Origin of the sequence: Sphingomonas sp. CL5.1, from assembly GCF_013344685.1 — a bacterium.
Classification (GTDB): Bacteria; Pseudomonadota; Alphaproteobacteria; order Sphingomonadales; family Sphingomonadaceae; genus Sphingomonas.
The window spans coordinates 930,656-943,254 of sequence record NZ_CP050137.1 but is presented as its reverse complement, the minus strand read 5'-3'; the positions used below and the strand labels follow the sequence as shown (position 1 = coordinate 943,254).

14 protein-coding genes are annotated in these 12,599 nt (G+C 66.6%); 2 read left to right on the top strand and 12 right to left on the bottom strand.

The window, feature by feature from the left end:
* Positions 1-20: 20 nt before the first annotated feature.
* On the bottom strand, positions 21-2,378 hold the full coding sequence (locus F9288_RS04735; protein ID WP_254621077.1) for a TonB-dependent receptor: 2,358 nt from the start codon (positions 2,376-2,378) through the stop codon (positions 21-23).
* A gap of 108 nt (positions 2,379-2,486) precedes the next feature.
* Between F9288_RS04735 and F9288_RS04730 the strand changes: the two genes are divergently transcribed.
* The gene (locus F9288_RS04730) at positions 2,487-3,173 is read left to right on the top strand and encodes a TetR/AcrR family transcriptional regulator (RefSeq protein ID WP_174835568.1); all 687 of its coding nucleotides are present in this window, start codon (positions 2,487-2,489) and stop codon (positions 3,171-3,173) included.
* Between the two features lie 471 nt (positions 3,174-3,644).
* Here F9288_RS04730 and F9288_RS04725 read toward each other — a convergent pair whose 3' ends face one another.
* From F9288_RS04725 to rpmF, 5 genes are all read right to left on the bottom strand, one after another.
* On the bottom strand, positions 3,645-3,998 hold the full coding sequence (locus F9288_RS04725) for a MerR family transcriptional regulator (protein ID WP_174835567.1): 354 nt from the start codon (positions 3,996-3,998) through the stop codon (positions 3,645-3,647).
* Positions 3,999-4,001: 3 nt separating this feature from the next.
* A complete protein-coding gene (locus F9288_RS04720; RefSeq protein ID WP_174835566.1) occupies positions 4,002-4,301 on the bottom strand; it encodes an integration host factor subunit alpha in 300 nt (99 codons plus the stop codon).
* Positions 4,302-4,396: 95 nt separating this feature from the next.
* The gene (locus F9288_RS04715; RefSeq protein WP_174835565.1) at positions 4,397-5,365 is read right to left on the bottom strand and encodes a beta-ketoacyl-ACP synthase III; all 969 of its coding nucleotides are present in this window, start codon (positions 5,363-5,365) and stop codon (positions 4,397-4,399) included.
* On the bottom strand, positions 5,362-6,393 hold the full coding sequence (gene plsX, locus F9288_RS04710; protein WP_174835564.1) for a phosphate acyltransferase PlsX: 1,032 nt from the start codon (positions 6,391-6,393) through the stop codon (positions 5,362-5,364). Before plsX ends, F9288_RS04715 begins: the two co-directional genes overlap by 4 nt.
* Positions 6,394-6,423: 30 nt before the next feature.
* The gene (gene rpmF / locus F9288_RS04705) at positions 6,424-6,603 is read right to left on the bottom strand and encodes a 50S ribosomal protein L32 (RefSeq protein ID WP_137785313.1); all 180 of its coding nucleotides are present in this window, start codon (positions 6,601-6,603) and stop codon (positions 6,424-6,426) included.
* 199 nt (positions 6,604-6,802) lie between these two features.
* Here rpmF and F9288_RS04700 point away from each other — a divergent pair, with 199 nt between their 5' ends.
* On the top strand, positions 6,803-7,243 hold the full coding sequence (locus F9288_RS04700; protein WP_174835563.1) for an MAPEG family protein: 441 nt from the start codon (positions 6,803-6,805) through the stop codon (positions 7,241-7,243).
* A gap of 2 nt (positions 7,244-7,245) precedes the next feature.
* Here the strand turns inward: F9288_RS04700 and F9288_RS04695 are convergent, their stop codons facing one another.
* The 6 genes from F9288_RS04695 to F9288_RS04670 form a co-directional block, all read right to left on the bottom strand.
* Entirely contained in the window at positions 7,246-7,524 is a 279-nt protein-coding gene (locus F9288_RS04695; RefSeq protein WP_174835562.1) for an acylphosphatase, read from the bottom strand.
* Positions 7,521-8,165 (bottom strand): peptidylprolyl isomerase, encoded by a 645-nt coding sequence (locus F9288_RS04690; protein ID WP_174835561.1) that lies wholly within the window; start codon positions 8,163-8,165, stop codon positions 7,521-7,523. The genes F9288_RS04695 and F9288_RS04690 overlap by 4 nt, the downstream gene beginning before the upstream one ends.
* A 51-nt stretch (positions 8,166-8,216) precedes the next feature.
* Positions 8,217-9,302, bottom strand: coding sequence for an alpha/beta fold hydrolase (locus F9288_RS04685; RefSeq protein WP_174835560.1), 1,086 nt, complete (start codon positions 9,300-9,302; stop codon positions 8,217-8,219).
* Between the two features lie 43 nt (positions 9,303-9,345).
* Entirely contained in the window at positions 9,346-10,290 is a 945-nt protein-coding gene (locus F9288_RS04680; RefSeq protein WP_174835559.1) for a helix-turn-helix domain-containing GNAT family N-acetyltransferase, read from the bottom strand.
* 220 nt (positions 10,291-10,510) lie between these two features.
* A complete protein-coding gene (locus F9288_RS04675; RefSeq protein ID WP_174835558.1) occupies positions 10,511-11,440 on the bottom strand; it encodes an electron transfer flavoprotein subunit alpha/FixB family protein in 930 nt (309 codons plus the stop codon).
* Positions 11,437-12,186: an electron transfer flavoprotein subunit beta/FixA family protein gene (locus tag F9288_RS04670; RefSeq protein ID WP_174838868.1), complete on the bottom strand. Its 750-nt coding sequence runs from the start codon at positions 12,184-12,186 to the stop codon at positions 11,437-11,439. Before F9288_RS04670 ends, F9288_RS04675 begins: the two co-directional genes overlap by 4 nt.
* Between the last annotated feature and the right edge of the window lie 413 nt (positions 12,187-12,599).

The window sequence follows — 12,599 nt, the reverse complement described above, 5'->3', positions numbered from 1 at the left end:
CCCCTTTAACACTGGCGCGATCAGAAGCGGAAGCCGACCGTTCCGCTCCAGGTGCGCGGATCGCCGTAATAAGCGGTCTGGATGTTGCCGACGCTGGAGAATTCCTGCGCGTCGGTGAGGTAGATCGACTTGGTCAGGTTCTTCACCTGCCCGCGCAGATACCATTTGCCGCCCGGCGCGTCATACTGGACGAAGGCGTTGACCAGCCAATAGCCCGGCTCCATCAGCCCCTGCCGGTTGTCGACCGACAGCCATTGCTTGTCCACGAACCGCGCGTCGCCGCCGAAGGTTAGCGAACCGGCATTGCCGAGCGGAATGGCGTAATCGCTCGCGACCGAGAAGTTGATCGGCGGCGCGAAGGCGGGCTTGCAGGTGATCTGCTGCCCGGTCGGGTTGCAGGAGAAGGAAGGCGCGCGGCGTCCGTCGTTGAATTCCAGATACTTGGAATTGAGATAACCGAAGCTGCTGCGGATCGACCATTCGCGGGTCGGCCGCACCGCGATCTCCGCCTCGACGCCCCACATGCGCAGCTTGCCGGCATTGACCACAGGGAAGGAGCCGCCGGCAATCCCGGTCACGCCGCCCCCGACGCGCGCTTGGAAGTCGCGGTAATCGGAATAGAATACATCACCCGCAAGCGAGACGCGGCCATTGAGGAAGCTGCCCTTCGCGCCGCCTTCATAGGTCCACACCGTTTCCGGCTTGAAATAGGGGACATAGACGAGCTTGCCGTCGATATTCTGCGTCACGTCCGCGTCGCTGTTGGCGCGGCCGTTGAACCCGCCCGACTTGAAGCCGCGCGAGGCTGTCGCATAAATCAGCGTGTCCGGCGTCGGCTTGTACGAGAGCGTCGCCATCGGCGTCCATGCGTCGAAATCGACATGGTCGAGATCGTTGTAGGGCGCGGGCAGGCTGTTCGGGAATTCATAGGTCGCGCCGAACTGCGCCCCGGCCAGATAGGCGGTGGTGGTGCGGAAATAACGCTTGCGCTCCTTGGTGTAGCGCAGGCCCGCCGTCAGCGAGAGCTTCTCGGTGAAGTCATAGGTGAACTGGCCGAACGCGGCATAGCTCTTGGTGTTCTGCCGGTCGTCGATGTAGCGCTGGAAGGTCAGCGGATAGTTCACGCCGGCGATCTGCATCTGCAGATAATTGTCGTCGTAGGATTCCTGATGCGAGCGCACGCTCTCGTCGAGATAATAGAGACCGAACACGCCCTTCAGCTTGTCGCTGTTGTACTTAAGCTGCAGTTCCTGGCTGAACTGATGCTGCCGCACGCCGACGAAGGCGTCGGCGACCTGCAACTGGGTCGCATCGAAATCGATGTAATAATCAGGGCTGAGCTTGCGATAGCCGGTGATCGAGGTGACCGAGAAGGCGTCACTCAGCTCGATGTTCGCGGTGAACGACGTGCCCCAATGCTCCAGTTTCTGGCCTTGGCCCGGCTTCAGGCTGGTCGATGCTTTGTAGTTGTACGGGCCATAGGGATAGGCCGGCGACACCACCGGGACGGCGGCGACGCCGGTGAAGGTCGAATTATAGACCACGTTGATGAGCGGCGCGGTGGCGTAGCCAAGCGTCGGCGCGGTGTCCTGATGGGTGTAGTCGCCCTCGAGGATCAGCTCGACCCGGTCGCTCGGCGTCGCGCGTAGGATGGCGCGGCCGGCCTGCGTGTTGCGGTCGTTGTATTTGCGGTCGGTCAGCGGATCGGTGACGGTGCCGTCGCGCTTGTCGTAGACGCCGGCGAGGCTCAGCGCGAGCTTGTCCTCGACCAGCGGCACGGAGACATAGCCGTTCGCCAGCACCTGATTGTAGCTGCCATAGGTGAACGAGCCCATCGCACGGATCTGGTCGGTGTCCGGCTTGCGGCTGATGATGCTCACCGCGCCGCCGATCGTGTTCTTGCCGTAGAGCGTGCCCTGCGGACCGCGCAGCACCTCGACATGATCGACGTCGAACAGGTTGAACAGCGCGCCCTGGATACGGCTCATATAGACGCCGTCGACATAGACGCCGACCGCCGGATCGAACGTCTGCAACGCGTCGGGCTGGCCGACGCCGCGGATGAAGATGTTGGCATTGGACGTGGAGCCGCGCCCCTGCACCAGATTGACGTTGGGGATGGTCCCCTGCACGCCCGAAAGGTCGACCGTTCCCTGCTTGGCGAGCTGGTCGCCGGTGAGCGCGGTGACCGCGATCGGCACGTCGAGCAGTCGCTCAGCGCGCTTGCGGGCGGTGACGACGATATCCTGGTTGGCGGCGAGCGTATCGTCGGCGGCGGGCTGCGGCGCTTCCTGCGCCAGCGCGGGCGCTCCGGCCACAAGCGCGAGCGCGGCGACGCCGCAGCGGAGCAGCGCATCGGAACGGACGAACGTGAACAAGGTGAAAACCTCCCCTATGCTGCGCCGCGCCCGGTTGCGAGCTTGTGCGCTGGACGGAGACGTAATAATGAAACTTGAACCAGGATTCAACTTGGATGTGGAGCGGGGATGAGCGAAGGCGGGAAAGTGGGGCCTGAAAGCCACACCCGGAACGGCGGCGCCGCCACGGACGGCAAGCGCCCGCGCACCGCGCGGGGCGAGCGCACGCAACGCGCGATTCTCGATGCGGCGGCGGTGGAATTCGGCGAGCACGGTTTCCACGCCGCCTCGATCAGCGGGATCACACGCCGCGCGGGGGTGGCGCTGGGCAGCTTCTACACCTGGTTCGATTCGAAGGACGCGGTGTTCCGCGCGCTGGTAAGCGACATGTCCGATCAGGTGCGCGACCGCGTCGGCCCCGCGATCCGCGCCGCGCCGGACCAGATCGCGGCGGAACGCGCCGGGCTGGAGACGTTCCTGGAATTCGTGCGCGGCCACAAGGAGATCTACCGCATCATCGACGAGGCCGAGTTCGTCGACCCCGAAAGCTTCCGCCGGCACTATTCCAGCACGGCGGAGCGCATTGGCGAGCGGCTTCAGGCGGCGGCGGCGCGCGGCGAGCTGATCGAGGAGGCGGGCGAGGTCCACGCCTGGGCGATCATGGGGATGAACGTGTTCCTCGGCCTGCGCTTCGGCGTGTGGGCGGAGGACGCCCCGATCGCCGACATCGCCGACCAGATCGCCGCGATGCTGGCGCGCGGGCTGCGGCGAGGTGAGGGATCGACAGGCTTGGTGGCTTTCGAGCCTGGAACCTGAAAAGCTGCCGCGACGCTACAAACAATCACCAGTCGAGCAGACGGCTAGCAGCGTCATGAACGGGAGGGTTGCTACAGCCAAGACGATGTAGGCGACGACGACGGTTGTTTTGACCTTCGCCGACCAAGGGGCCGTCGCCGCGCCGGCTAACCCGATGATACCTGCCGAGAAGACTGCGAGTAGATCTAAGTTCGACACAATCGGATGTATGAGATGTGCCCAGAGCAAGAGAACTAGCGGGGGCGCTAACAGCATGATTGCCAACGTGCGGGCGTTTGCCATCATGCCGACAATGTACTCTTGGCGCGAATGACCGCAATCGGGAATGCCAGCAAAGCCCGCAAGAGGTTGTAAGTGGGGCGTTGGCCGCTACTTCCTTCCGTCACCTCAATGGAAGTTCGGGCCATAAGCTTCAGGCGATGCGGCTAGCGCCTGCCAGCTTGCGCTGGCGCAGGCTGTCGAAACCGCGCCTCAAGCCCCATCCTCATCCAATGCCCGTTGCAGCATCGTCCGCACCGCGCGCAGCGATGCGCCATCATGCGCCACCACAGCCGGCGCCGGCGCCGCGCGCTTCCCCTCGCTCGCCAGCAGCTTCTGCACGCCCTTCACGGTATAGCCGTCGCGGTTGAGCAGCCCGTCGATCCGCTCGACCAGCGCCACGTCCTCGGGCCGGTAATATCGCCGGTTCCCCGCTCGGGTCAGCGGGCGGAGCTGCGGAAAGCGCGTTTCCCAATAGCGCAGCACATGCTGCGGCAGGCCGGTGGCGGCCGCGACTTCACCGATCGTCCGTAATGCGCCCGCTGCCTTGGCGTCCGGACCGCTCAATGCCTACCCCGCGGCGACGATGCGATCGCGCATCATCTGGCTGGCGCGGAAGGTGAGCACGCGGCGCGGCGCGATTGGCACTTCCACGCCGGTCTTGGGATTGCGCCCGATCCGCTCGCCCTTGTCGCGCAGGACGAAAGTGCCGAAGCCGGAAATCTTGACGTTCTCGCCGTTGGCGAGCGCGTCGCCCAGCATGTCCAGCACCTGTTCCACCAATCGCGCTGAATCCGCGCGCGAAAGCCCTACCTGTCGGTGCAATGCCTCCGACAGATCCGCTCGCGTCAAGGTGCCTGCCTCGCTCATTCCCGCCTCACTCCCCCCGGAATGGTGACTAGATCATTAGGTTATCACTCCGGGGGGCGGGCAGAAAGGGTTTTGTTACCGGCTCTTGTCCCGTTTCAGAAGCGGACGACCGACGCCCCCCAGGTGAAGCCGCCGCCCATCGCCTCCAGCACCACGATCTGCCCCTGCGCGATGCGTCCGTCGCGCACCGCCGTATCGAGCGCGAGCGGCACCGAGGCGGCGGAGGTGTTGGCATGACGGTCGACCGTCATCACCACCTTTTCCGCCGGCAGCCCGAGCTTGCGCGCGGTGGCGTCGAGGATGCGGGCATTGGCCTGATGCGGCACCACCCAGTCGACCTGCTCCGCCGTCAGCCCGGCGGCGGCGAGGGATTCGCCCATCACCGTCGCGAGGTTGACGACCGCATGGCGGAACACCTCGCGTCCCTTCATGCGCACCTTGCCGACCGTGCCGGTGGTCGAGGGACCGCCGTCGACATAGAGCAGCTCGTTGTGCCGCCCGTCGGCGTGGAGCCGCGTGGCAAGGATGCCGCGCCCGCCGGTTTCCATGCTCTCCTGCGCCTCCAGCACGATCGCGCCGGCGCCATCGCCGAACAATACGCAGGTGGCGCGATCCTCCCAGTCGAGGATGCGGCTGAACGTCTCCGCGCCGATCACCAGCGCCTTGCGGTGCGCGGAGGCGCGGATCATGCTGTCCGCCACCTGCACCGCGTAGAGGAAGCCGGAGCAGACCGCCGCGACGTCGAACGCGGTGCAATCGTCGATGCCCAGCGCGGCCTGCACCTTGGTGGCGGTGGCGGGAAAGGTCTGGTCGGGCGTGGCGGTGGCCAGCACGATCAGGTCGATGTCCTGCGCGCGCACCCCGGCGGCGGCCAGCGCCGCCTTGGCGGCGTCGGTGGCGAGCGTCGCGGTGGTTTCGTCCGGCCCGGCGAGGTGGCGGAAGCGGATGCCGGTGCGCTCGACGATCCACTCGTCGGAGGTGTCGACCATCTCCGCCAGCTCGGCGTTCGAGACGCGTCGCGCCGGCAGCGCCGAGCCGGTTCCGGTGATGACGCTCCGTATCATGCCGCCTGCTTTTCGAAATTGCCGAGGTCCTCGGCGATGCGCCGCGCGAGATCGGCCTTCACCATCTTGGCCGCATTGCCGATCGCCGTCGCCACGCCCAGCTCGTTCGCGCCGCCGTGGCTCTTCAGCACCAGCCCGTTGAGGCCGAGGAAGACCGCGCCGTTGTGATTGTTGGGATCGAGATGGTCGCGCAGCAATTGCGTCGCCGGGCGCGAGATCAGGAAGCCGATCTTCGAGCGCACCGAGGAGGTGAAGGCGCGCTTGAGCAGGTCCGCGACGAATCGCGCGGTGCCCTCGGCGGTCTTGAGCGCGATATTGCCGGAGAAGCCGTCGCACACGATCACGTCGACATGGCCGCGCGCGATCTGGTCGCCCTCGATGAAGCCGGTAAAGCGCATCGGCAGGTGAGTCGCGTCGCGCAGGCCCTGCGCGGCGTCGCGAATCTCCTCGGTGCCCTTCTGGTCCTCGCTGCCGATGTTGAGCAGCGCGACGCGCGGGCTGGCGAGGTCCAGGGTGGTGCGGGCGTAGGCAGCGCCCATCACCGCGAACTGCATGAGGTTGCGCGCATCGCACTCGGTATTCGCGCCGAGATCGAGCATCACCACGTCATTGTCGCCGAGCGAGGGCAGCATCGCCGCCAGCGCTGGCCGGTCGATTCCCGGCATGGTGCGCAGCGCCAGCTTCGCCATCGCCATCAGCGCCCCGGTGTTGCCGGAGGACACCGCGGCGCCCGCGCGGCCCTGCTTCACGCAGTCGATCGCGATGCCCATCGAGGTCGTCCGCGCGCGGCGCAGCGCCTTGCCGGCCGTCTCGCTCGACCCGACGACGTCGGGGGCGTGGACGATCTCGGCATTGTTGCTGAGGTTCGGATGCGTCTTCAGCCCGTCGCGAATCGCCGCCTCGTCGCCGACGAGCAGGAACTTCATCCCCTCGAACTGGCGGCGCGCGCGCGCCACGCCCGCAAGCATGACCGCCAGCCCTTCGTCACCGCCCATCGCATCGACGGCGATCCAGGAACTGTCGGACATGAAGCAGCGACCCCCTGTTTGGCCGGGCTATCAGCCCTCGACGGAAACGACTTCGCGTCCGTTGTAATGGCCGCAGGACGGGCAAAGATTATGCGGGCGCTTCAACTCGCCGCAGTTCGGGCATTCTTGGAACGCCTCCACCGAGAGCGCATCGTGCGCGCGGCGCATGCCACGGCGGGAGGGGGAAGTCTTTCGCTTGGGGACGGCCATCGCGGCACCTTGATCCGTATTCAGTTCAAAAGGAGGCGATTCGCCCGGAACAACTCGAACGCAGCCGACAGACACGCCGGCCGCGCCGGGCGGCCGGGCGCATCGCGAAGTCACGCGCCTATACCGGAATATCGCTGCGTTGCAAGCGGCGCGGGCAAGTGGCAGTCTTTCGCCACGATAACGACATGGGGAATATGGGATGCTGCTTCCGGTAACGCTGGTGCTGGCCGCCGCCTGCGGGCTGATCAACCTGTGGCTGGGGCTGCGGCTGGTGCGCGGGCGGATGCAGGGGGTAATGCTCGGCGACGGCGGTAAGCCGGAGATGCTGGCGGGAATGCGCGCCCACGCCAATTTCGCCGAATATGCGCCGTTCGTGCTGATCCTCACCGGGTTGATCGAGCTGGCGCGAGGACCATCGCTGTGGCTGTGGGTCCTGACGGTGGTGTTCGTCATCGCCCGCATCGCGCATCCGATCGGGATCATGCGCCCCGCGCCGAATCCGCTCCGCGCGACGGGCGCGGTGGGGACATGGATCGTCACCGCGATCCTCGCTGGCTGGGCGCTGACGATCGCTTATCAGGCGAACAGCGCCACCGCGCCGAGCGGCCCGGCGATCGAGATGGCGCCGCCGCAGGGCTGAGGTCAGACGGTCGGGCGCTTCGCGAAGGTTTCGGGCAAGTCGGCCGGCGCGTCGTCGCTCACCACGACATCGTCGACGTGCGCCGCCGGAGAACCCTGGCGCGCCCGCGCGATCGCGGCGGCAATGGCTTCCTCGCTCCCCTCGACCACCGCCTCCACTGAACGGTCGAGCCGGTTGCGCACCCAGCCGCGCACGCCCAGCCGGCGCATCTCGGCGACGAACCAGTCGCGATAGAATACGCCCTGCACCCGGCCGGTGATGACGAGGCGGCGACGCATCATCCGTCCTTGCGCCCCTCGATGATCCACGGACGCGGGCGACCGGTCGGCTTCGCTACCCCGTCGAGCCGCACCGCGCGGCGGACATAGACCGGCTTCATCAGCAGCGTCCCGCCCATCCCGCCGCCGGTCGGCTGCGCGAGGATACGGCGCACCACATCCTGCCCGCCGACGACGCGTCCGAACGCGGCGTACCCGGGATGGCCGGGGCTGGCGTCCATCGACGGCATCGCGCCGACGGTGATGAACCAGTTGCCATTGGCCGATCCCGGCTCCCCGCGCCGTGCCATCGAGATCGTCATGTCGAGATGGCGGATGCCGGTCTTGCTGGTCGGCTCGTGGGCGATCGTGTCGAGGAAGCGCCGCGCGTCGGTGCGGATGCCGGATTGGATGAAGCCGAACTTCGGCGCCAGCTTGCTGCGCGCGACGCGATAGAAGCTGATCCCGTCGAATCGCCCGTCGTCGACGTAGCGCATGAAATTGTCGGTCGAGATCGGCGCGTGCCTGGCGTCCAGCGCCAGCACGATATTGCCCAGCGCCGTCTCCAGCCGCACCCGCACGAAGCCGGGCGTCGCGCGATCCGCGCGCTGCGCGGCGGCGGGGAGGGAGAGGAGCAGGGCGGCGAGCAGGAACAGGGCGCGCATGGCCTTGCGCCTATCCAGCCGCGCGGCTCGCGACAAGCGGCCTCACGACGGTCAGGGCGCGGTACGCGCCAGGAGATCGGCGAGATCCTGTTTCCAGAACTTCGCCCAGGTGTGCGTGCCATGCCCGCGCGTGTCGGCGCTTTCCGCGATCAGGCGGAAACGGGTGTGGGGCATCCGCTTCACCGCCTGATTCGGAAAATCGAGATTGCGCGGGTTGATGAAATCGTCGGCCGAATTGATCCACGTCATCGGCGCCGTGATCGTCTCCAGCTTCGGCCACGGATCATAGGTGCGGGATGAATCGAGCTGATAGATCAGGTCGTTGGCGTCGATTCCCCTGATCGATCCGGCCACTTTCTCGCGCGCATAGGATACCGCCGCGTCGCGGGTGGGATAGGCCGACTGGAGGTAGAGCGGCGCGCTGCCGGCGATGAACAGCAGCGAGGCCGCGCCGCGCACGCCCTGCGCCGGCTGGCTGGTGTAATTGCCGCCGTGCCACGCCGGGTCCTGCTCGATCGCGTCGATCGCTAGCTGTCGCCACATGCGGTTGAGTCCCGCGATCCGCACCGGCTCGCACGCCATCGGCATCAGCGCGCGGGCGTAATCGGGATAGGTCTCCGCCCAGATGAAGCTGTGCATGCAGCCCATCGACGTGCCCATGATGAGGCGCATCTTGCGGATGCCGAAATGCTCGGCGAGCAGCCGGTGCTGCGCCGCGACCATGTCGTCATAGTCGTAATGCGGGAAGGCCATGCGCATCCCGTCAGACGGTTTGGAGGAGCCGCCGTGCCCGATATTGTCGGGCAGGATGATGAAATAGCGCGTGATGTCGAGCGGTCGGCCGGCGCCGTACAGCTCGTCGGCGAATTGCGGCTGGAGGAATTGCCTGCCCGTGCCGCCAGTGCCGTGGAGCACCATCACCGCATTGTCGATCTCGCCCGCCGCGTTGCGATGCGGGGTACCGAGCGTGGTGTAGTGGAGCTTCAGTTCGGCCAGCTTCTCTCCCGAACGGAAGGTGAAATCGCGGATGAGGAAATCGCCTTCCTGCGTGGGCCATTGCCCGGCGGCCACGGGAGGCGGAGCGGGCGGTGGCGCGGATTGCGCCGGCGCGGTGGCGAGAAGCAGCGGGAGGATCATGCGGGCAAGGTTAGCATGCGATTCCGTCGGCGCCAGCACCGCCTCATCCGTGTTGGCGTGGCCGGACGAAGCGCTGCTCGGTCATCTCCGGCCCCCATTGCCGGCCGGACCATTGCTCGACGCAGGTGAAGCCGAAGCTCTCGTAGAGGTGCCGCGCCGCCGCCAGACCGCTTACTGTCCACAAATGGGTTTCAGCGAAATCCTGCTCGTCGACGAAGGTCATCGCGGCGCAGAGCAACCTGCGCCCGACTCCAGCGCCGCGCGCATCGTCCGCCGCGATGAAATACCGCAAATGCGCGATGTCGCCGCCGAGATCCTCGCCGTCGATCGAGATCGAGCCGACCACCTCTTCTCCGCGCAGCGCCGACCAGATGGCGTTGCGCGGGTTTTCCAGCCTGTTGCACAGGTCCGCGAGGCCGGTCGCCACGACGCTCTCGAAATGCTGGCCGAAGCCGGTTTCGCGGGAATAATAAAGCGCGTGCATCTCCGTGACCCGCGCGACCAGCCCGGTGCGATAGCCGCGCGCGATGGCGATGGCGGGAGGCGCCCCCGCGGCGCCCTCACCGGTGAGCGCGCTTGCGTAGAGGCGCAACCCCTCCAGAACGGCGCGCGCCTGCTCCGGCCGCAGCCGCCCGAGCGCCTCGATCACCTGCGCATCGGCAAAGGCATGGATCGCCGCGACGCGGCGCTTTCCTTCCGGGGTGAGCGAGAGGATTTTCATGCGGCCGTCGTCCTCGCCCGCTTCCTCGCTGATGTCACCTGCGTCGATGAGCTTCCGCAACATCCTGCTCACGCTGGATTTTTCGAGGCGCAGGCGCGTGCCGAGATCACGTGCGGTGAGGTCGCCGCGCTCGATCTCGATCAGCGCGTGGACGGCGGATGGCGAAAGCTCGGTCCCCGCGAAGCTCCCACCCATGAAGCCCCACTGACGCACGATCGCACGCGATACGTCGCGTATATCCTCGACCAATTGCGTGGTGGCTTCCATACCGGCTTCCTCTCCCAATATGGTTGTATCATACAACTATATCGAGGCAAGCGCTCAATAAAAGAAGGCGGCGTCCGGTCCGGGACACCGCCTTCTTTTCATTCTTTTCATTGGACGGGCACGGGGATTAATCCCGCGTCGTCGGGTGCCGCTGTGGCGGGGCTGGCCGGCTGGGTGCCTAGATATGCTCAGGCACCGGCATGGAGCTAGGCTCCATGCCTCACAGCTTCTGCGTCAGCTCCGGCACCACCTTGAACAGGTCGCCGACCAGGCCGATGTCGGCGACCTGGAAGATCGGGGCGTCCTCGTCCTTGTTGATGGCGATGATGGTCTTGGAGTCCTTCATGCCGGCAAGGTGCTGGATCGCGCCGGAGATGCCGATCGCGATATAGACTTCCGGCGCGACGATCTTGCCGGTCTGGCCGACCTGATAGTCGTTCGGCACATAACCCGCATCCACCGCCGCGCGGCTCGCGCCGACGCCTGCGCCGAGCTTGTCGGCGAGCGGCTCGATGATCGCGTGGAAGTTCTCGCTGTTCTGGAGCGCGCGGCCGCCGGAGACGATGATCTTCGCCGAGGTGAGTTCGGGGCGCTCCGACTTGGCGATCTCCTGGCCCTCGAAGGTCGAGAGACCCTTGTCGCCGGTCGCCGCGACCGCCTCGACCGTACCCGAGCCGCCTTCCGGCGCGGCCTTCTCGAACGCGGTGCCGCGCACGGTGATGACCTTCTTGGCGTCCTTGGTCTGCACCGTCGCGATTGCGTTGCCGGCGTAGATCGGGCGCGTGAACGTGTCCGGCCCCTCGACCGACAGCACGTCGCTGATCTGCATCACATCGAGCAGCGCGGCGACGCGCGGCGCGATGTTCTTGCCGTTGCTGGTGGCGGGGACGGCGAACGCGTCATGGTGGCCCATCAGCTCGACGACCAGCGGCGCGACATTCTCGGCCAGCGCGTGGGCGTAAGCCGCGTCGTCCGCGACATGCACCTTGCCGACGCCCGCGATCTTCGCGGCCTGATCGGCCACCGCGCCGACGCCCTGCCCGGCGACCAGCAGATGCACCTCGCCCAGCTTCGACGCGGCGGTTACCGCGGAGAGCGTGGCGTCCTTGACGGCACTGCCGTCATGTTCGACCCAAACGAGCGTCTTCACTTCGCCACTCCCATCGCCTTGAGTTTCGCGACCAGCTCATCGACATCGGCGACCTTCACGCCGGCGGTGCGCTTCGGCGGCTCGACCACCTTGAGCGTGGTGAGGCGCGGCGCGACATCGACGCCGTAATCGGCCGGCGACTTGGTCGCGAGCGGCTTTGACTTGGCCTTCATGATGTTCGGCAGCGAGGCGTAGCGCGGCTCGTTGAGGCGCAGATCGGTGGTGACGATCGCCGGGAGCTTGAACGAATCCGTCTCAAGCCCGCCGTCGACCTCGCGCGTGACCTTCACCGTCTCGCCCGAAACCTCGACCTTCGACGCGAAGGTGCCCTGACCCCAGCCGAGCAGGCCGGCGAGCATCTGGCCGGTCTGGTTGTTGTCGTCGTCGATCGCCTGCTTGCCGAGGATGATGAGGCCCGGCTGCTCCTCGCCCGCGATCTTCGCGAGGATCTTGGCGATCGCCAGCGGCTCGGCCTTCTCGTCGGTCTGGACGAGGATCGCGCGGTCCGCGCCCATCGCCAGCGCGGTGCGCAGCGTCTCCTGGCACTTCGCCTCGCCGATCGACACCGCGACGATCTCGGTCGCGACGCCCTTTTCCTTCAGGCGGATCGCTTCCTCGACCGCGATCTCGTCGAACGGGTTCATCGACATCTTCACGTTGGCGAGGTCGACGCCCGACCCGTCCGCCTTCACGCGAGGCTTCACATTATAGTCAAGCACTCGCTTGACCGGAACCAGCACCTTCATCGGCTGTGTCTCCATTGGCGCTATCTTCGAACAGTGGGTTCGCTAATGCAGCAGAATCGACGTGAGTCCAGCCCAAACGTCCTTTCGGGGGGATCGGGTGAACCTTTGGCGCGGCGCGCGGCAATCCGATTCCGGGTATCGCCATCAAGGGCGGAAAGTGCGTCGAGGCATCGGCGGCCCGAAACCGAAGCCAACCGATCGAGGGTGTCATCGTGAAGGGCGGCAGCGACCCGACCGGCCTCGCCCGGAACATCGCGATGGCAGCGGCCGTCAACAAGAGCATCAGCGAAGAGGGCGTGCCATCCGCGAAATAGCGAAGGGGCGGGAAAACCCGCTATCGGGTTCCCGCCCCTTTTCCTGGACCGGCGGATGCGGGCCGGCCCTGCTCGTCTCGCGGGCAGCGACGCTGCTCG